Source organism: Serratia sp. NA_112.1 (assembly GCF_052691715.1).
The window spans coordinates 1-19,389 of the sequence record NZ_JBQZFO010000007.1; the positions used below are offsets into that span (position 1 = coordinate 1).

A 19,389-nucleotide genomic window follows, 5' to 3' on the forward strand; every position below is an offset into this window, starting at 1 on the left:
TTCAGGATTTTTTCTCTTCGAACCCCGGAGACTCTGTGAAGTTGTTCACATGTTCCGTGTCGATGGAGGCGCATTATAGGGAGCTGCTTCAGAATGACAAGGGTTTATATTCACTTTTTATCTGACCGCTCACTATTCATGCATAACGCCTACTAAACCCGCTTTTTGATGGCTTCCGGCAGGTCTGCCAGGCTGTTTATCACCCAATCCGCCAGTTTCTCACCTTGCTCAGTGACCGGTTTGCCGGTACGCACCAGCACTTTAGTCCCGACGCCTGCCGCTATTGCTGCCTGCATATCTTCCGGTTTGTCGCCAACCATATAAGAAGCAGCCATATCAATGTTCAATTCCTGTTGCGCCTGCAACAACATGCCCGGCTGAGGTTTACGGCAGTCGCACACCTGACGGAACTCTTCTACTACTGCATCAGGATGATGTGGGCAGAAATAGATGCCGTCCAGGTCAACATCGCGATCGGCCAGCGACCAGTCCATCCACTCGGTCAGGTACATAAATTGGTCTTCGCTGAACATGCCGCGCGCGATGCCGGACTGGTTGGTCACCAATACCAGAGCAAAGCCCATCTTTTTGAGTTCGCGACAGGCGTCAATCACGCCATCTATAAAGTGGAAATTATCGATTTCATGAACGTAGCCATGATCGACATTAATCGTGCCATCACGATCGAGGAAAATTGCTGGAACGCTTTGTGTCACCGGTTTGCTCCTGAGGGCCTGAAAACGCAGACAGTATCGCATGTTTTACCCGGCACTGAGAACGGCAGAGAACAGCGTTGATCGTTGACTTGGACGTCTAGACGCCTTAACATCTGACTCATGCCTTGGTCCACGCCAGGGTTTACTTTTATCTAGCCACGGGCAACCACGCTAAAATAAGAAGAATATGATTAAACTTTCTAACATCACCAAAGTGTTCCAGCAGGGTTCGCGCACCATTACCGCGCTCTCTGACGTGACTCTTCACGTCCCTGCCGGGCAAATTTATGGCGTTATCGGGGCATCAGGCGCCGGTAAAAGTACGTTAATCCGCTGCGCCAACATGCTTGAGCGCCCCACCTCCGGCCAAGTACTGGTTGACGGACAGGATCTGACCTCGCTGTCCGAAGGCGAACTGACGCGCGCTCGCCGTCAGATCGGTATGATATTTCAGCACTTTAACCTATTGTCTTCCCGCACGGTGTTTGGCAACGTTTCATTGCCGCTGGAGCTGGACAACACTCCACGCGCTGAAATCAAAAAACGCGTAACCGAATTACTGGAACTGGTCGGGCTGTCAGACAAACATGACGCCTACCCGGCCAACCTGTCGGGCGGCCAAAAACAACGCGTGGCGATTGCCCGTGCGCTGGCAAGCCAACCCAAAGTCCTGCTGTGTGATGAAGCCACCAGCGCGCTGGACCCGGCCACCACCCGTTCAATCCTCGAACTGCTGAAAGACATTAACCGTCGTCTCGGTCTGACCATCCTGCTGATCACCCATGAAATGGATGTAGTGAAACGCATCTGCGATCAGGTTGCAGTTATCAGCCAGGGTCAGTTGATTGAGAAAGACAGCGTCAGCGAAGTGTTCTCGCACCCGAAAACTCCGCTGGCCCAGCAGTTTATTCAAGCCACACTGCATTTGGATATCCCGGACGATTATGCCAAGCGCCTGGCACCAGAACGCAGTGGCGGCCGCCAGCCCCTTTTGCGTCTGGAGTTCACCGGCCAATCTGTTGATGCGCCGCTGCTGTCAGAAGCCGCCCGTCGCTTCAACGTTAACAACAACATTATCAGTGCGCAGATGGATTATGCCGGTGGCGTTAAATTCGGCGTGATGCTGGCTGAGCTGCATGGCAGTGATGAAGACGCGCTGGCAACGATTAAGTTCCTGCAGGAAAATCAGGTAAAAGTAGAGGTTCTGGGTTATGTCTGAGGCAATGATGTGGTTAATGGCTCGTGGCGTGTGGGAAACCGTCATGATGACCTTTGTCTCCGGCTTTTTCGGTTTCGTGCTTGGCCTGCCGGTTGGCGTGCTGCTGTATGTCACCCGCCCGGGGCAAATCGCCGCCAACAACACGCTATATAGAACGCTGTCCGGGCTGGTGAACATTTTCCGTTCCATTCCGTTCATTATCCTGCTGGTGTGGATGATTCCATTTACTCGTTTGATCGTCGGCACCTCGATCGGTCTGCAGGCAGCTATCGTGCCGCTGACCGTGGGCGCGGCACCCTTTATTGCCCGTATGGTGGAAAACGCCCTGCTGGAGCTCCCTTCCGGTCTGGTGGAAGCCGCCCGCGCGATGGGGGCTACCCCGATGCAAATCATCAAGAAGGTGCTGCTGCCGGAAGCTCTGCCGGGCTTGGTTAACGCCGCCACTATCACCCTGATCACTTTGGTGGGTTATTCCGCCATGGGTGGCGCAGTCGGCGCAGGCGGTCTGGGGCAGATTGGCTATCAGTACGGTTATATCGGTTATAACGCCACAGTAATGAATACCGTATTAGTATTACTGGTGGTGCTGGTCTATTTGATCCAGTTCTTCGGTGACCGGATCGTCAAGGCCGTCACCCATAAGTAGTTTTTACAGCAACTGCGCTCACACAGCGTATTTCAAATGCGAGTCTAATGAGGAAGGGATATGTCGTTAAAATTTAAATCTATCGCGGCAATCGGCGCACTGATCGGTACTCTGGCTCTGGCAGGCTGCGGTCAGGAAGAAAAAGATCCGAACCATATCAAAGTCGGCGTCATTGTCGGTGCCGAACAGCAGGTCGCTGAAATCGCGCAAAAAGTGGCAAAAGAGAAATACGGTCTGGACGTCGAACTGGTAACCTTCAATGACTATGTGCTGCCAAACGAAGCGCTGAGCAAAGGGGATATCGATCTGAACGCCTTCCAGCACAAACCTTACCTGGATCAGCAGATCAAGGATCGCGGCTACAAGCTGGTGTCGGTTGGCAACTCCTTCGTGTACCCGATTGCCGGTTACTCCAAGAAAATCAAATCGCTGGACGAACTGAAAGACGGTTCTCAGGTGGCCCTGCCTAACGACCCAACCAACTTGGGCCGTTCTCTGCTGCTGCTGCAGAAGGTTAACCTGATCAAACTGAAAGACGGTGTTGGTCTGCTGCCGACCGTATTGGACGTGACTGAAAACCCGAAAAACCTGAAGCTGGTTGAACTGGAAGCACCACAGCTGCCACGTTCCCTGGACGACCAACAAATCGCTCTGGCGGTGATCAACACCACTTACGCCAGCCAGATTGGCCTGACGCCGGCAAAAGACGGCCTATTTGTTGAAGATAAAGACTCACCTTACGTTAACCTGCTGGTTGCCCGCGAAGATAACAAAGACGCGGAAAACGTGAAGAAGTTCGTTCAGGCTTATCAGTCTGACGAAGTCAACGAAGCGGCCAACAAGATCTTTAACGGTGGCGCAGTTAAAGGCTGGTAATCATTAATTACCGAATTTATTCCTATAATTGTAAGACGGGCTACGGCCCGTCTTGTTATTTCCACCATAGATTGCTTCAATAGCGCCACTTATATATTCCATCAAGGCAGAGGAATCTCAATGCGTGCTTTACCTCTCTGTTTGTTAGCGCTTGCGCTGGCAGGGTGTTCGTCGCAGCGTTTCGCGCCCCCTACCACAAACAGCACCAGCAAACCGGCAGTAACCACTCCGACCAAAACCACACCAGCAACGCGTCCGGCACCGGTTAAACTGTACAAAAGTGCAGAAGAATTAGTGGGCAAACCATTCCGCGATCTGGGGGAAGTCTCTGGCGAATCCTGCCAGACAACCGTTCAGGACTCACCACCGAATCTGGCGACCGCCCGTAAGCGCATGCAAATCCGCGCCTCTTATATGAAGGCTAATGCCGTGCTGTTGCATGACTGCCAGATTGTCAGCGGTGTTGCCGGCTGTTACCAACAGGCCATTTGCCAGGGTTCAGCGCTTAACGTTTCGTCCAAATGACCGAGTTTGTTTTCAACCAGATCGGTACCATCCGTTCACCGTATAAAGAAAAGTTCGCCGTCCCCCGCCAACCAGGGTTAGTCGAAGACGGTGGCGGTGAGTTGGTGCTGCTGCCGCCCTATAATCAGGCGGAAGCGGTACGCGGACTCGGTGAATTCAGCCATCTGTGGGTGATGTTTATTTTCCATCAAACCATGGAAGGGGGTTGGCGCCCCACTGTCCGGCCACCCCGCCTCGGCGGTAATGCCCGGATGGGGGTATTTGCCACCCGCTCAACCTTCCGCCCCAATCCGCTCGGTATGTCACTGATCGAATTAAAAGGCGTACGGGTGCAGGGCGGTGAAGTGGTGCTCGAATTGGGCAGTCTCGATCTGGTTGACGGCACGCCGGTAGTAGATATCAAACCCTATCTGCCGTTTGCCGAAAGCCAGCCGCAGGCCCGCGCCGGGTTTGCTCAGGCCGCGCCTGCCGGGGATATGCCGGTATGCTTTGCTCCAGAGGCGGAACAACAGCTGCTGCAACACCAGCGGCGTTATCCGCACCTGCGGCGCTTTATCAGCCAGGTGCTGGCTCAGGATCCGCGTCCAGCCTACCGCAAGGGGCAATCAGCAGAACGGGATTATGCCGTCTGGCTACTGGATTTCAACGTGCGCTGGCGAGTGGTGAGTCAACAAACCGAGGTGCTGTCTCTCGACCTGCGTTAAAATTCCACCGTCTCTCTTTTGACAACCCGCTCGCACTGATAAACTAAAGCACTTTTGTCACTTTTGGCCGCCACTGTGGCAGCCCGATGCAATTTGCAGTTCTAACGGAACCAAAACACCATGCGTACTAGCCAATATCTGCTCTCCACTCTGAAGGAGACACCTGCCGATGCCGAAGTGATCAGCCACCAGCTGATGCTGCGCGCCGGGATGATTCGCAAGCTGGCCTCCGGTCTTTATACCTGGTTGCCAACCGGCCTGCGCGTTCTGAAAAAGGTTGAAAACATCGTTCGCGAAGAAATGAACAATGCTAACGCGATCGAAGTCTGCATGCCGGTAGTACAGCCTGCCGATCTGTGGCAGGAAAGCGGCCGTTGGGAACAGTATGGTCCTGAGCTGCTGCGCTTTGTCGATCGCGGCGATCGTCCATTCGTGCTGGGTCCAACCCACGAAGAAGTGATCACCGACCTGATCCGCAACGAGATCAGCTCTTACAAGCAGCTGCCGCTGAACTTCTTCCAGATTCAGACCAAGTTCCGTGATGAAGTCCGCCCACGTTTCGGCGTTATGCGCTCTCGTGAATTCCTGATGAAGGATGCTTACTCGTTCCATACTTCGCAGGAGTCGCTGCAGGCAACCTACGAAGCAATGTACGAAGCCTACAGCAAAATCTTCAGCCGTATGGGCCTGGACTTCCGTCCGGTACATGCCGATACTGGCTCGATCGGTGGTAGTGCATCACATGAGTTCCAGGTACTGGCCGACAGCGGTGAAGACGATATCGTGTTTTCCACCGGCTCCGACTTTGCCGCCAATATCGAACTGGCAGAAGCGGTTGCACCGGCTGAGCCACGTGCGGCAGCCAGTGAAGAACTGCGCATTGTAGACACCCCGAACGCCAAGACCATTGCTGAACTGGTAGAGCAATTCCAGCTGCCGGTGACGAAAACCGTCAAGACGCTGCTGGTGCGAGCTAAAGAAGAGAGCGGCCACAAGCTGGTTGCCCTGTTGGTGCGTGGCGATCACGAACTGAACGAAATCAAAGCCGAAAAGCTGCCGCAGGTTGCAGCTCCTCTGGTCTTTGCTACCGAAGAAGAGATCCGCGCTATCGTGGGTGCGGGCCCTGGTTCACTCGGCCCGGTCAATTTGCAGGTCCCCGTGGTTGCCGATCGCAGCGTAGCGGCGATGAGCGATTTTGGCGCCGGCGCCAACATCGATGGCAAACACTACTTCGGCATCAACTGGGAGCGCGATCTGCCGCTGCCACAGGTTGCCGATATCCGTAACGTCGTTGAAGGTGATGCCAGCCCGGATGGTAAAGGCACGTTGCTGATCAAACGCGGTATTGAAGTGGGCCATATCTTCCAGCTCGGCACCAAATACTCGGAAGCGATGAAAGCCACCGTACAGGGCGAAGACGGCCGTAACCAGGTGCTGACCATGGGTTGTTACGGTATCGGGGTTACCCGCGTGGTCGCTGCCGCTATCGAGCAGAACCATGACGAGCGCGGCATCATCTGGCCGGACGCTATCGCGCCATTCCAGGTGGCTATTCTGCCAATGAACATGCACAAATCCTTCCGCGTGCAGGCGCTGGCGGAGGAGTTGTACAACATTCTGCGTTCCCACGGTATCGACGTGATCCTCGACGACCGTAAAGAACGTCCGGGCGTGATGTTCGCGGATATGGAACTGATTGGCGTACCGCACTCTATCGTGATCGGCGACCGTAACCTCGACAGCGAAGAGATTGAGTACAAAAACCGTCGTGTCGGCGAGAAGAAAATGATTAAAACCGGCGAAGTCATTGATTTCCTGCTGGGGCAGATCAAGCGCTAATCCGCTATCGCAGAAAGTAAAAACCCGCCTAGGCGGGTTTTTTTATAACGGTTATTTGCTGTCGCAATTTTTACTGCGGTCGAAGGCTATTTTACCGTCCGGCACCAGCGCCTTCTCGGTTAACCCCTCTTCCATTGACGGCTGAACGCTAAAGTGGCCATTCAGAGTCAGGAACACCGGCTCGCCCGGCGTTTTTTTCGCCTTGGCATACCCCTGCTCCAGCACGATATTATTATCGACCGGGAACGTTTTACCGGTGGTGCAATCTTTGAACACCGCTGCATCCGCCATGTAGGTGTAGCTGCCTTTCAGCGACATCGGCGTTTTAGGCAAGGCTTTCTCTACCGGATCAAGGCGGTAATTCAGTTTCGACTCAATCGGCATGCCGGTTTGATCCAGCATTTCCAAACTTTTCCCCACCGGGCGGAAATAACGCTTGTCACCACGGGTGTCGGTCAGCACCAGCTTATCGGCGGTACGCGCCCATTTGCCGTAGTCGGCAAAGGTTTGATCATCGTCTTTGGTGCCGCGATAGGTTTCCTGCAGCACGAAAGTACCGTCTTTATCCAGGAATAATGCGGTCTCCAGACCGCCGCAGTCAGCGCAAGGCAGCACCCCCTGATAACTTTGTTGCATCGCCTGAAGCGATTGTTCTTTTGGCTGGAAGTGGTTATTACATCCCAGTAACGAAAGTGCCCCTGCCGCTAAAAACAGGGCCAGTGTTATTTTCTTCACAGTTATTCTCCTACTGTGTTCATGTGTCCTTAAGTGCGGATCTTGCCGCGCAGCGCTTTAGTCGCGCCTTTCCGTACCTTGCCTTCCAGACGACGTAATTTTGCCCCTTTGGTGGGCTTGGTCGCCCTGCGAGTTTTTTCTACCACCATCGCCTGCTGGATCAAAGTAACCAGTCTGGCCAACGCCGCCTCGCGGTTTAATTCCTGGCTGCGATATTCCTGCGCTTTGATAATCACCACGCCATCGGCGGTAATTAAATGATTATTCAGGGCCAGCAGCCTTTCCTTATAATCCTCTGGCAGACTGGATGCCCGGATGTCAAAGCGCAAATGGATAGCCGTTGAGGTTTTGTTCACGTGCTGGCCACCCGCGCCCTGCGCGCGGATCGCCGTCAATTCCACTTCGTTATCCGGTATAGTTACATTTCTTGACAGTTCAAGCACCGGTCACACCTGAGCCTGTTGCCACTCGGCAAACTGGATTTCTAGACTATTCTGAGCATCGGAAAGCCAGATAGTTCCCTCTTGCAGCGTAGCCTGCAGCGTCATATTGCGGCTGACCAACGCCGTCAGTTTGGCTAATTTTTCATCAGCCAGGAAACGGATGCTTAGGTTTTTGTGGTTTGCCACTTTGCTTTGCATCGATTGCCACCAAACGTGACCGGCGCGTTCGCCGTAAGCATACAGCACCACTCGCGGTGACTGGTTGCAGGCCTTCTTGATACGTTTTTCATCCGGCAGGCCCATTTCAATCCACATTTCCAGCCCGTTATGATCGTTTCGCCGCCAGATTTCCGGCTCATCATCGGCGCTCAGGCCTTTGGTAAACACCAGTCGCTCATCGGCATGACAGATCCAAGCCAGCAGACGCAGCATCATGCGCTGTTCGGTTTCGGAAGGATGCTGAGCCAGGGTAAGCGTGGCGTCGTGGTAGAAGTGACGATCCATATCAGCGATATTGACCGTGGCTTTATAAATAGTAGCTTTCAGCGCCATGGGTGACCTCATTATTATCAGGCGACAGTGTACTTGATTTGGCCCAACCGCGGCCAGTACGGCCGGACAAAGCCCGGTGCGAAAGCCGCGCGGAGGTGCTAATAACTCGACAATAGCTGTGCTATAGTCGTCTAGGATAGAGTCAAGCTCCGAGTGCCTGCGCCTCATCGCTATAAGGCTTCGATGACGCAGAGGTTCTTTAGGGAGGAAACTGTGCAACAATACTGTGAGTTAGTACGCCGTTTTTACGCCGAGATCGGCAGTGGTGATCTCGGCTACGTGCCTGATGCGTTAGCATGTGTATTAAAGGCATTGGACGAAGTTGCTGCGAATAGCACGCTACCGTCCTCCGTTAGGGAACAGGCGGCCTTTGCCGCCGCTAACTTATTGGTGAGCGACTATGTTGATGAATGATGAGTACCAATCCATCAATTGCGATGACTATGAAAGCCTGGAACTCGCCTGTCAGCATAACTACATTCTGAAGCTGGAGTTACGCGACGGAGAAAAATTCGAAGGCAAAGCCACCGAGCTGAAGTTTACCAAGGGCGTTGAGTACCTGATTATCGATCGGGCCGGCGACGCTCTCAGCTTGCGTCTGGATCACATCCTCAGTTTCAGTCATCCGGAAATCGGTACCGTGGTCGTCAGCCTGTCTGATTGATTTAACGGTAACGCCATCCCAACAGGGCAGCCCAACGGCTGCCCTCGTCATTTATGGTTTGAGACTGGAATAGTAGGCCGCCAGATCTGCAATATCCGCATCAGACAGCGGGGAAACATAGGCTTTCATCACTTCCGCCTGCCCCCCGTTACGCTCGCCTTTCTTATAAGCCTGCAACGCATGCTCAAGATACATGGCGTTTTGCCCAGCCAGATTAGGGTACATCGGCATCGACACCTTCCCTTCAGCCCCATGGCACGCCATACAACTGGCGGACTTATCCTTACCCGCAGCCGCATCGCCCGCCGCCACCACAGGCAGGCTGAACAGACCCAACATCACCGCCATTGCGCTCACAAATTTCATCATGGTTCCTCAGTCTCTTATTATTTTTTACGCCAGTGCAGCCGCCAGGGCTGCTGCCCCTCGGACGTTTGTCCGGCCTCGCTGACAAAAATCCCCAGCGCCGCAATAAGCTGGTCATCATAATAGATCAACGGGGTACGCTCACGCTGCCACGGAGGAATACCCAACTCCTGCCACAATTTTTTGATCGGGCGAGAATGCGCGCGGCCAAGGATGCGATGTTTACCCTGAGCGGTAAAACGGATGCTCACTTTTTGCTGTAATTGCGGAGCACACAGACAGATGTCGCCTTCCCCACTAACCAGTTCACCCAAGCCATCCGGCAGTATCAGCGAAGCATCCAATGACCAGCTTAGACTGATTTCACGCAGATCGGCCATCAACGGCAGCAGATACAAACGGCGACGGAAGCGGCGGAACTGATATTGTCCCAATTGCAGTTGGGGTTCGGCGTCCTCGCGGCTAAGCGCCACTTCTTTCCATAACCGCTGCAACTGTTCGCGAGAAGGCATGGTGACGCCAAATAGCGCGATCCAACGACGTAACAAGGCGAAACGTCGGGCCGGTGAACACGTCAGCAAGCCATCAATCGCCAGAGCACAGTCTTCGTCGAGCAGCTTGTGCAGTTGTTCTGCCAGCAACTCATCCAGCAATTGCTCTTGCTCGGCACACAGGCTGGCACTACGTGCCGTCGCCGCAGCAAAGTGCGGCCAGCGCTGATTCAGTAGCGGCAACACCTGCAGGCGCAAAAAGTTGCGGTCGAAACGTGGGTCCTGATTACTGTCGTCTTCAATCCAGCTGAGCTGATGTTGCTGCGCATAGGCCTCCAACTGCTGGCGGGAGTAGCCCAGCAATGGACGCAGCAAATGATTATCCCCCAGCGACGTCTGTGCAGCCATGGCCGACAGACCCGCCGGGCCGCTGCCACGCTTTAGTGCCAGCAGGAAGGTTTCACATTGGTCGTCAAGGTGTTGCGCAGTAAGCAATGTTTCACCTGCCGCCAGCGTGCTGGCAAAAGCCGAGTAGCGCGCCGCCCGGGCTGCGGCTTCGATACCGCCCTGCTGGCTATCAACCTGCACGTGCTGAACCACTAGGGGGAGCTGCCAGGCAACGCATTGTTGCCGACAGTGTGTTACCCACTGGTCGGCAAAAGCACTCAGGCCGTGGTGCACGTGCACCGCGCGAAGCTGCAAGTCCGGCAATTGCTGCCGTAACCCCACCAGCAGGTGCAACAGTACGCTGGAATCCAGCCCGCCGCTGAATGCCACCAGCAAGTGCCGGCGAGCACCCAAGTGGCGAGAAAGCTGTGCGGATAATTGATTGTTATTCATTGATTAGGCTTAATGACGTCCAGATAGCTGCACGTTAACCCCCGTCATACCATCAATCAAGCATTAACCGCACGGATATGACGGCCGCCCAGCAACCACCACATGGCCAACACCGCCACCACTGCCGCCGTGCACCCCATCGCCCACCAGCCAATTTGAGCAAACAGGTGGACATAGGCCTGCGCCGTCGCCCCCGTAGCCGGATCTTCGGCGGTTTGACCGGCGATAATACCGGCCAGATAATTGGCTCTCGAACCGGTGGTCAACATATAGATGCCGGTCAGCACCCCGGTAGCGCCTGGGATATTCAGTCGGGTAATCTGTGCCATGGCAACCGGGTCGATAAACAGTTCGGCAAGCGCGGGACAATACCATATGAGCGCCCGACCTGCGTCGATATGCCCCGATTAAGCATTCAGACCTCATATAATTCTAGAGGCAAGCCATCGGGATCGCTGAAAAAAGTGAAGCGTGACTGGGTATAAGGATCGATGCGTACCGGCTCGCAAACTACGCCAGCAGCCTGCAAATGCTCGATGGCCTGCTCGATGTCCTCGACGCTGAATGCCAGATGGCGCAGACCACAGGCTTCCGGCCGACTGACACGAGCCGGGGGGGACGGGAAGGAAAACAGTTCGATGCTGTATTGACCATTGAGTGCCAGATCGGCCTTCCAGGAGTCACGCTCCTCGCGGTAAAACTCGCCGAGTAAGGTGAAACCCAAGATATCGCAATAAAAATGCTTACTGGCCGCATAGTCCGAACCAATGACGGCAATGTGGTGTATCTGACGGAGTGCCAACATAGTATGTCTCATTATCGGTGTGATAAAGCACGGTATCCAGCGGCAGTGGCGACGTCAACGACAAAAAGCCCCGCTTACAAGACGGGGCCGTCATTCAGAAATCAGCAACGCAACAGGCAGATCAGGCTTTAAGATCGGCCAGTGCAGCACCGTAGTTGATGTGCAGCACCTGCCCATCCACCACCAGCACCGGTACGCTCTGTACCCCGTTTTTTTCTGCTTCGGCGAGACGCGCCGGTTTTTCACCCAGATGCACCACATCCACCTGCACATCCTGGCTCAACAACTGCTGCTCTGCGCTGACGCAAACGGAATAACCTGCATGGTAGAAAACGGCCTTGGTCATGATAATTCTCCTTGATTCTGACTATGTGGGCGAAATTAACTCGCACATTTAGTTTTGATTCAAAACCAAATGCACAATAAATCCTCCATCCCGACTTGTTAATATAGTTTTCAATCGATACTATTTTCCCACGCTAGCGAGGATGACATATTGAGACTGTTTGATTTACTGGAGCGGCTAAATAGCCTGCAACGCAGCTGGATGCGTAGCCATGAAGAGCTGAAAAGCCTGCCCCCGGTGCAATTGAGTGCGTTGTACTACCTGGCGCGCTGCAACCATTACTCCAACACGCCAATGGCGGTGGCGGAATATCTTGGCCTGACCAAAGGCACGGTATCGCAATCGCTGAAAAAGCTGGAAAGTAACGGGATGATAGCCCGCACTGCGGACGAGAAGGACCGACGCAGCGTCAGGCTAAAGCTGACCGACAAATCACGCGTATTGATGGATGCCCTGTTCCCACCGGCCTATTTACAGGATGCGCAGGATGCCATGCAGCAGGATGGCGGGCAGTTAGTGGAGTTGCTGACGCAGTTGTTACGCCAGTTACAAAAGCAGGATGATAACGTGGCGTTATTCGGCGAATGCCATCGCTGCCGCTACCACCAACGGCAGGATGGCCAACCATTTTGTGGCCTGACGCAGGAACCCTTGCCGGCAAGCAGCGTGAACCTGATTTGCCGGGAATTTGCTTAAGCCAGCGGTATTTTCAGCACCTTCACCAGATAACGCCCGTCCTCGCTCAGTTTCGCGCCGTGGATATCGGTTTCAAAGCCCGGATAACGCTCGCCGATCGAGCACAGCATCAGCAAGAAATCCAGCACTGCACGGCTCTCTTCGGTAATCATTTCGCCCGGCATCACCAACGGTACCCCTGGCGGATAAGGCAGGATCATGTTGGCCGCCACCTTGCCGACCAATTGATCCAACTCGCAGGTTTCTACGTTACCGCGCACCTGTTGCTGGAACATCTGGTGCGGCGTCAGTTTCATTTCAGGCAGCACGTCAAACGCCCGCTGCATCAGGCCCGGCAGATCGTGCCGACAGATTAAACTGTGGATCCCGGCAGCCAGATCCTGAATCCGCATATTGCGATAGAAGTCCGGATCTTCCGCGAACAAATCCGGCAGCATGTTCTTCACCCGCAGGTTGAGATCGTAAGCGCGTTTGAAATCGGTCAAACCGCGCAGCAGGCTCATCGCCTTGGTTTTATCGATGCCGATGCTGAATAGGAATAACAGGTTATAAGGCCCTGTTTTTTCCACTACGATACCGCGCTCGTCCAGATACTTCGCCACCAGCGCCGCCGGTATCCCGCTCTCTTCCAGCATGCCCAGCTCATTCATGCCCGGCGTCAGGATAGTGACCTTGATCGGATCGAGGTACATGTGATCGCGATCGGTATCGCCAAAACCGTGCCAATTATCATCTGGGTTCAGCGGCCAACACTGTGCCTCGTCGATCTCCTCCGGCTGCCAGATGTCGAAGAACCAGCTGTCGCTCTCCTCCCGCAGCCGCTGCACCTCACGGCGGAAATGCAGTGCGCGCTCCACCGAGCGATTTATCAATCGTCGCCCCGGATTGCCACGCAGCATCGCTGCGGCAGTCTCCATCGACGCTACGATGCCGTAATTCGGCGAGGTGGTGGTATGCATCATATAGGCTTCGTTAAAGGTGCTTTCGTCGTAGTCACCCTTAATGTGAATCATTGAGGCCTGCGAAAATGCCGCCAGCAGCTTGTGCGTAGACTGGGTTTCGTAGATAACCTTGCCGGGTGTGCGCTCGCCGCTCATACCGCTCTTGCCGTCGTAGATGGGATGGAAGTTGGTATAGGGCACCCAGGCCGAGTCAAAGTGAATTGAGGGTACGTCCAGCGTCTGTTTGATGTAGTCGGTGTTGTACAACAAACCGTCATACGTGGAATTGGTGATCACCGCATGTACCGGCCAACTGGCATTAGCCGTTGCCGCGACCCGGGCGGCAATACTCTCGCGAGTAAATTCATGCTGCGGGATGCCACCGAGAATGCCATAGGCATTGCGCAGCGGACGCAAATAGATAGGCACGATATCGCTCATCATCAGCAAATGGCATAAGGATTTATGGCAGTTGCGGTCAATCAATACCGTGCTACCGGTCGGCGCCGAATACATGCCGACAATCTTGTTGGCGGTGGAGGTGCCGTTGGTCACCAGATAACTCTGCTCGGCGTTAAAAGTACGGGCAATATACTCTTCGGCTTCCAGATGTGGGCCGGTGTGATCCAGCAGCGATCCCAGTTCCGTCACAGAGATTGAGACATCTGCTTTTAACGTGTTGGCACCGAAAAAGTCGTAAAACAGGCAGCCGACCGGGCTTTTCTGAAAGGCGGTGCCAGCCATGTGGCCTGGAGTACAGAAAGTGTATTTCCCTTCGCGCACATAGTTGAACAGCGCCTTGGTCAACGGGGGCGTAATGGTATCTATGTATTCGGCGGTGTACTGCTGAATACGCTGTGCAATATCATCCGCCGCATTCAGAGCGTACTCAAAGAAATACAGCGCCATGCGCATTTCATGCAGGCTGACGTCGAAGGTGGAGTGGGTATTGATGAAAGCATACAACGGCAGATATTCATTCAGCTCATTGATGTCGCTGCACAGCTCCAGGCTGTAGTCGTCCCAGTCAAAAATCACCCCACAAATACGCGCGTTGGACTCGACCAGTTTTAACAAATCACCGCTGTTTTTCGGATACACCAGTTGGAAATCCATTGCAGTCAGTGCGGTGTGAAGCTCACGGATCGGCTCGTCTTTGTAATAAACGCCCGCTGGGCTCATGATCGCGATGATATTCAACGGCTGCTCCTGTCAGTTAACCACCCATCGTCTATACCCTATAGCTTTCAAGTTGCAGCTAGGCGGCCAACTCGCTCATCCCCAGGCACTTACTCAGGTAAGTAACTGGGGTGAGTGAGTGCAGATAACAACGCTGCAACTTGAAAGATGACAGGTATATAACAACATGAAAAAACCGTGCTGTGTACCCCATAGGCCCCTTTTCAGCAGCCAAAAAAAACCGCCCGAAGGCGGTTTCTTGCAACGCATAACAAAACTCAGCAGTAGCCGTAGTTCATCAGGCGCTGGTAACGGCGGTTGAGCAACTCTTCGTTGTTCAGGCCATCGAGCTCTTTCAGGTCAGCCAGCAACTGTGCTTTCAGCGTCGCAGCCATTGCCGGCACGTCGCGGTGAGCAGAACCCAAAGGCTCCGGGATCACCGAATCGATCAGTTTAAGCTCTTTCAGACGGGGAGCGGTAATGCCCATCGCTTCTGCAGCCAGAGGTGCCTTATCAGCGCTCTTCCACAGAATGGATGCACAGCCTTCCGGCGAAATAACCGAATAGGTGCTGTACTGCAGCATATTCACTTTGTCGCCCACGCCGATGGCCAATGCACCGCCAGAGCCGCCTTCGCCAATCACGGTGCAGATCACCGGGATGTTCAGGCGAGACATTTCACGCAGGTTATGGGCAATCGCTTCTGACTGGCCGCGTTCTTCCGCGCCCACACCCGGGTATGCCCCTGGAGTGTCGATGAAAGTGATCAACGGCATCTTGAAACGAGAAGCCATTTCCATCAGGCGCAACGCTTTGCGATAGCCTTCCGGTGCCGGCATGCCGAAGTTACGGCGGATTTTCTCTTTGGTTTCGCGGCCTTTCTGGTGACCGATGATCATCACCGGGCGGCCATCCAGACGCGCAATACCACCGACAATCGCTTTGTCATCGGCATAGGCGCGATCGCCAGCCAGTTCTTCGAAGTCGGTGAAGATGTGTTTGATATAATCCAGGGTATAAGGACGGCGTGGGTGGCGTGCCAATTGAGCAACTTGCCAAGCCCCAAGATCGGAAAAAATCTTGCGCGTCAGCTCAACGCTCTTTTCACGAAGGCGCTGAACCTCTTCGTCCAGATTAATATCTAATTTTTCGTCTTGACGGCTGACTGCAGTCAGCGAGTCAATTTTCGCTTCCAGCTCTGCAATCGGCTGTTCAAAATCAAGAAAATTCAGACTCATAGCATTCCTATTTTAGTCAAATTCCAGTTCCACCTGCTCATTACCTACCAAAGTCCGCAAATCTATCAATAAGCGGTCGGTGGGCGTCACGCGCCAGGTTGCGCCAAAACGCAGCTTGGCCCGCGCATCTTCCCGTTGATAGTAAAGATGCACTGGAATCGTCCCCGAGCGATGGGGTTCCAAAGACTGACGGAGACGGTTCAAAAGCTGGTCATCAATTTGCCTGTCCGTCAGCGAGATAGCAAGTCCGCGAGCGTATTTTTCACGGGCTTCACTGATATCCATTAGCTCGCGGGCGGTCATTTTAAGCCCACCGCTAAAGTCATCAAAGCTGACCTGTCCACTGGCGATCAGGATACGGTCTTTTTCCAATAAATGCTGGTATTTTTCTAACGCATCGGTGAATAACATCACCTCCAGACGGCCAGAGCGGTCATCCAGAGTACAGATCCCGATGCGGTTACCGCGCTTGGTGACCATAACCCGCGAGGCGATCACCAGCCCAACGGCGGTGGTCATTTTGCCCCGATCCGTCGGGTGCATATCTTTCAAACGCTGGCCACCGGCGTAGCGTTCGATCTCCTTAAGGTACTGGGTGATTGGGTGGCCGGTGAGGTACAACCCCAACGTTTCCCGTTCACCGTCCAGCACCACCTGCTCCTGCCAGCGGGGCACGTTGGCGTAGGATTGCTCCACTTGCTCCGGCGCTTCCGCCAGTACGCCAAACATGTCCACCTGGCCGATCGCTTCGGCTTTGGCATGCTGATCTGCCGCTTTTAACGCATCGGGCAAAGAGTTCATCAATGCGGCACGGTGTGGCCCAAGGCGGTCGAACGCCCCGGACATGATCAGCTTTTCCAGAATGCGGCGGTTAATTTTTTTGATGTCGGAGCGCGCGCACAAATCGAACAGGTCCTTAAAGTAGCCCTGTTCACCGCTGTTACGCGCCTCCAGAATGGCTTCAATCGGCCCTTCCCCGACGCCTTTGATGGCGCCGATACCGTAAACGATTTCGCCTTCATCGTTAACGTGGAAATGGTATTGGCCGCTGTTGATATCCGGCGGCAGGATTTTCAGCCCCATGCGCCAGCACTCATCCACCAGCCCCACCACCTTATCGGTATTGTCCATATCGGCGGTCATCACCGCCGCCATAAACTCGGCCGGGTAGTGTGCCTTCAGCCACAGCGTCTGGTAGGACACCAACGCATAGGCGGCGGAGTGCGACTTGTTGAAGCCATAACCGGCGAATTTCTCCACCAGATCGAAGATTTTTACCGACAGTTCGCCGTCGATGCCGCGTGCTTTTGCCCCATCCTCGAAACCGCCACGCTGCTTGGCCATTTCAACCGGGTTCTTTTTACCCATCGCACGGCGCAGCATATCCGCGCCGCCCAGCGAATACCCGGCCAGTACCTGGGCAATCTGCATAACCTGTTCTTGATACAGGATAATGCCGTAGGTCGGCTCCAGCACCGGCTTGAGCGACTCATGTTGCCACTGGATATCCGGGTAGGAAATTTCTTCGCGGCCGTGCTTACGGTCGATAAAGTTGTCTACCATGCCTGACTGCAGAGGACCAGGGCGGAACAGCGCCACCAGTGCGATCATGTCTTCGAAACAGTCTGGCTTCAGACGTTTGATCAAATCCTTCATGCCGCGCGATTCAAGCTGGAAGACCGCGGTGGTCTCCGAACGCTGCAGCATGTCGAAGCTTTTTTTGTCTTCGAGCGGGATGGCGGCGATATCAATCGGCTCCAGCCCGGTTTTGGCGCGCCGGGCGTTAATCATCTCCAACGCCCAGTCGATGATGGTCAGGGTACGCAAGCCGAGGAAGTCGAACTTCACCAGCCCGGCGTACTCCACGTCGTTCTTGTCGAACTGGGTAACAGGATGCTGCCCCTCAGCGTCACAATACAACGGCGCGAAGTCGGTGATTTTGGTCGGCGCGATCACCACGCCCCCGGCGTGCTTACCGGCGTTACGTGTGACCCCTTCCAGCTTGCGCGCCATGTCGATCAGCGCTTTGACTTCCTCATCCGCCTCGTAAATTTCCGGCAGTTGGGGTTCGGCGGCAAAGGCTTTTTCCAGCGTCATGCCCGGATCGGGCGGCACCAGTTTAGAGATGCGGTCGACGAAGCCATAGGGGTGGCCCAGCACGCGGCCCACGTCGCGGATAACCGCTTTCGCCGCCATGGTACCGAAGGTGATGATTTGCGATACCGCCTCACGGCCGTACATATCCGCCACGTGCTCAATCACCAGATCGCGTTTTTCCATGCAGAAATCGACGTCGAAGTCGGGCATCGAAACACGTTCCGGGTTAAGGAAGCGTTCGAACAGCAGGTCAAATTCCAACGGGTCAAGATCGGTGATTTTCAGTGCATAGGCTACTAAAGAACCGGCACCGGAACCACGCCCCGGACCAACCGGCACGTTGTTATCCTTCGACCACTGGATGAACTCCATCACGATCAGGAAGTAGCCCGGGAAGCCCATCTGGTTGATCACGTTCAGTTCAATATCCAGACGTTCATCGTATTCAGGGCGGCGTTGAGCGCGCACCTTTGGGTCTGGGAACAGGAACTCCAGGCGATCTTCCAGCCCTTCCTTCGACTTGAGGATCAGGAAGTCCTCGGTGCTCATATCACCGGTCGGGAACTGCGGCAGGAAGTACTCGCCGAGGCGAATAGTCACGTTACAACGTTTGGCGATCTCTACGCTGTTGAGCAACGCTTCCGGGATGTCGGCAAACAGCTCGCACATCTCGTCTTCGTTACGCATGTATTGCTGCGCCGTATAGTTACGTGGGCGCTTGGGATCGTCCAGCGTGAAGCCGTCATGAATGGCGACGCGGATTTCGTGGGCGTCAAAGTCATCCTCGACCAGAAAGCGCACGTCGTTAGTGGCCACCACCGGCAATCCGCGTTCAGTGGCCAGCGCCACTGCGGCGTGCAGATAGTTTTCTTCGTCCGGCCGACCGGTACGGATCAGTTCGAGGTAATAGCTGTCAGGGAAGTATTGCTGATAGAACTCCAGGCACTGCTCCACCTGCGGCTGGTTGCCGCGCAGCAGAAACTTGCCGACGTCGCCCTGGCGCGCGCCAGAGAGCAAGATCAGCCCTTCACGGTGCTCAATCAACCAGTCCCGATCAATAGTCGGACCGGCGGCACCGTAACCACGCTGATAAGCGCGGGAAATCAGCAACGTCAGGTTTTGGTAACCTTCATTATTGGCGGCCAGCACGGTGAGCTGCGCCAGCTCATCGCCCAGCACTTCGCTTTGCACATGAAAATCCGCGCCGATGATCGGTTTGATCCCGGCGCCGTGCGCGCTGCCATAAAACTTCACCAGACCACACAGGTTGGTAAAGTCGGTAATTGCCAAAGCAGGCATGGCTAACGCGGCGGCTCTCTTCACCAACGGCCCAATCTTGGCCAATCCATCTATCATGGAGTAGTCGCTATGAACGCGCAGGTGAATAAAACGAGGTTCGGCCATATCCAGATACCTGAATCTAGGGGCTCAGCGAACTGAACCCGGGTTAACTCTATCGCGTGCCTGGCCT

General features: G+C 54.6%; 20 protein-coding genes and 1 pseudogene. 9 read left to right on the forward strand and 12 right to left on the reverse strand.

Annotated elements, in window-relative coordinates:
* Nucleotides 1–152: 152 nt before the first annotated feature.
* A complete protein-coding gene (gmhB, locus tag ACUTQ5_RS14810) occupies nt 153–716 on the reverse strand; it encodes a D-glycero-beta-D-manno-heptose 1,7-bisphosphate 7-phosphatase (protein ID WP_017893778.1) in 564 nt (187 codons plus the stop codon).
* A 187-nt stretch (nt 717–903) separates the two neighbouring features.
* Here gmhB and metN point away from each other — a divergent pair, with 187 nt between their 5' ends.
* From metN to proS, 6 genes are all read left to right on the forward strand, one after another.
* Nucleotides 904–1,935 (forward strand): methionine ABC transporter ATP-binding protein MetN, encoded by a 1,032-nt coding sequence (metN, locus tag ACUTQ5_RS14815; RefSeq protein ID WP_012146459.1) that lies wholly within the window; start codon nt 904–906, stop codon nt 1,933–1,935.
* Nucleotides 1,928–2,581, forward strand: coding sequence for a methionine ABC transporter permease MetI (locus ACUTQ5_RS14820; RefSeq protein ID WP_445651882.1), 654 nt, complete (start codon nt 1,928–1,930; stop codon nt 2,579–2,581). Before metN ends, ACUTQ5_RS14820 begins: the two co-directional genes overlap by 8 nt.
* A gap of 60 nt (nt 2,582–2,641) precedes the next feature.
* Nucleotides 2,642–3,457 (forward strand): MetQ/NlpA family lipoprotein, encoded by an 816-nt coding sequence (locus ACUTQ5_RS14825; protein WP_004952177.1) that lies wholly within the window; start codon nt 2,642–2,644, stop codon nt 3,455–3,457.
* A 120-nt stretch (nt 3,458–3,577) separates the two neighbouring features.
* On the forward strand, nt 3,578–3,982 hold the full coding sequence (gene rcsF / locus ACUTQ5_RS14830; protein ID WP_445651883.1) for an Rcs stress response system protein RcsF: 405 nt from the start codon (nt 3,578–3,580) through the stop codon (nt 3,980–3,982).
* The gene (gene tsaA, locus ACUTQ5_RS14835; RefSeq protein WP_261110311.1) at nt 3,979–4,686 is read left to right on the forward strand and encodes a tRNA (N6-threonylcarbamoyladenosine(37)-N6)-methyltransferase TrmO; all 708 of its coding nucleotides are present in this window, start codon (nt 3,979–3,981) and stop codon (nt 4,684–4,686) included. Before rcsF ends, tsaA begins: the two co-directional genes overlap by 4 nt.
* A 120-nt stretch (nt 4,687–4,806) precedes the next feature.
* Nucleotides 4,807–6,525, forward strand: coding sequence for a proline--tRNA ligase (gene proS, locus ACUTQ5_RS14840; RefSeq protein WP_445651884.1), 1,719 nt, complete (start codon nt 4,807–4,809; stop codon nt 6,523–6,525).
* A 51-nt stretch (nt 6,526–6,576) separates the two neighbouring features.
* Here proS and nlpE read toward each other — a convergent pair whose 3' ends face one another.
* The 3 genes from nlpE to ACUTQ5_RS14855 are packed head-to-tail and all read right to left on the reverse strand — an operon-like array spanning nt 6,577 to nt 8,255.
* Complete coding sequence (nlpE, locus tag ACUTQ5_RS14845; RefSeq protein WP_445651885.1) at nt 6,577–7,260, reverse strand: envelope stress response activation lipoprotein NlpE; 684 nt, start codon at nt 7,258–7,260, stop codon at nt 6,577–6,579.
* A gap of 29 nt (nt 7,261–7,289) precedes the next feature.
* Complete coding sequence (arfB, locus tag ACUTQ5_RS14850) at nt 7,290–7,703, reverse strand: alternative ribosome rescue aminoacyl-tRNA hydrolase ArfB (protein WP_445651886.1); 414 nt, start codon at nt 7,701–7,703, stop codon at nt 7,290–7,292.
* A 3-nt stretch (nt 7,704–7,706) separates the two neighbouring features.
* Nucleotides 7,707–8,255, reverse strand: a complete 549-nt coding sequence (locus tag ACUTQ5_RS14855) for a YaeQ family protein (RefSeq protein ID WP_445651887.1) — start codon at nt 8,253–8,255, stop codon at nt 7,707–7,709.
* A 213-nt stretch (nt 8,256–8,468) separates the two neighbouring features.
* On the opposite strand from ACUTQ5_RS14855, the gene ACUTQ5_RS14860 reads away from it, so the two are divergent.
* Both ACUTQ5_RS14860 and rof read left to right on the forward strand, forming a co-directional pair.
* Entirely contained in the window at nt 8,469–8,669 is a 201-nt protein-coding gene (locus ACUTQ5_RS14860) for a YaeP family protein (RefSeq protein ID WP_012146467.1), read from the forward strand.
* On the forward strand, nt 8,662–8,919 hold the full coding sequence (rof, locus tag ACUTQ5_RS14865; RefSeq protein WP_368040125.1) for a Rho-binding antiterminator: 258 nt from the start codon (nt 8,662–8,664) through the stop codon (nt 8,917–8,919). The genes ACUTQ5_RS14860 and rof overlap by 8 nt, the downstream gene beginning before the upstream one ends.
* 51 nt (nt 8,920–8,970) lie before the next feature.
* On the opposite strand, the gene ACUTQ5_RS14870 is transcribed toward rof, so the two are convergent.
* The 5 genes and pseudogenes from ACUTQ5_RS14870 to ACUTQ5_RS14890 all read right to left on the reverse strand — a co-directional run bounded on the left by ACUTQ5_RS14870 (nt 8,971) and on the right by ACUTQ5_RS14890 (nt 11,767).
* Nucleotides 8,971–9,288: a c-type cytochrome gene (locus ACUTQ5_RS14870; RefSeq protein WP_445651888.1), complete on the reverse strand. Its 318-nt coding sequence runs from the start codon at nt 9,286–9,288 to the stop codon at nt 8,971–8,973.
* 17 nt (nt 9,289–9,305) lie between these two features.
* Entirely contained in the window at nt 9,306–10,616 is a 1,311-nt protein-coding gene (gene tilS / locus ACUTQ5_RS14875; RefSeq protein WP_445651889.1) for a tRNA lysidine(34) synthetase TilS, read from the reverse strand.
* Nucleotides 10,617–10,672: 56 nt separating this feature from the next.
* A pseudogene (locus ACUTQ5_RS14880) lies at nt 10,673–11,020 on the reverse strand (MFS transporter); the annotation flags it as partial.
* Between the two features lie 11 nt (nt 11,021–11,031).
* Nucleotides 11,032–11,421: a VOC family protein gene (locus tag ACUTQ5_RS14885; protein WP_153859282.1), complete on the reverse strand. Its 390-nt coding sequence runs from the start codon at nt 11,419–11,421 to the stop codon at nt 11,032–11,034.
* A gap of 121 nt (nt 11,422–11,542) precedes the next feature.
* Complete coding sequence (locus ACUTQ5_RS14890) at nt 11,543–11,767, reverse strand: glutaredoxin family protein (protein ID WP_445651890.1); 225 nt, start codon at nt 11,765–11,767, stop codon at nt 11,543–11,545.
* A gap of 150 nt (nt 11,768–11,917) precedes the next feature.
* On the opposite strand from ACUTQ5_RS14890, the gene ACUTQ5_RS14895 reads away from it, so the two are divergent.
* Nucleotides 11,918–12,463, forward strand: a complete 546-nt coding sequence (locus ACUTQ5_RS14895) for a MarR family winged helix-turn-helix transcriptional regulator (protein WP_445651891.1) — start codon at nt 11,918–11,920, stop codon at nt 12,461–12,463.
* Here ACUTQ5_RS14895 and ACUTQ5_RS14900 read toward each other — a convergent pair.
* The 3 genes from ACUTQ5_RS14900 to dnaE all read right to left on the reverse strand — a co-directional run bounded on the left by ACUTQ5_RS14900 (nt 12,460) and on the right by dnaE (nt 19,322).
* Complete coding sequence (locus ACUTQ5_RS14900) at nt 12,460–14,604, reverse strand: lysine decarboxylase LdcC (RefSeq protein WP_445651892.1); 2,145 nt, start codon at nt 14,602–14,604, stop codon at nt 12,460–12,462. The genes ACUTQ5_RS14895 and ACUTQ5_RS14900 overlap by 4 nt on opposite strands.
* A gap of 257 nt (nt 14,605–14,861) precedes the next feature.
* Nucleotides 14,862–15,821, reverse strand: a complete 960-nt coding sequence (gene accA, locus ACUTQ5_RS14905) for an acetyl-CoA carboxylase carboxyl transferase subunit alpha (protein WP_445651893.1) — start codon at nt 15,819–15,821, stop codon at nt 14,862–14,864.
* Between the two features lie 12 nt (nt 15,822–15,833).
* Entirely contained in the window at nt 15,834–19,322 is a 3,489-nt protein-coding gene (gene dnaE, locus ACUTQ5_RS14910) for a DNA polymerase III subunit alpha (RefSeq protein ID WP_445651894.1), read from the reverse strand.
* Between the last annotated feature and the right edge of the window lie 67 nt (nt 19,323–19,389).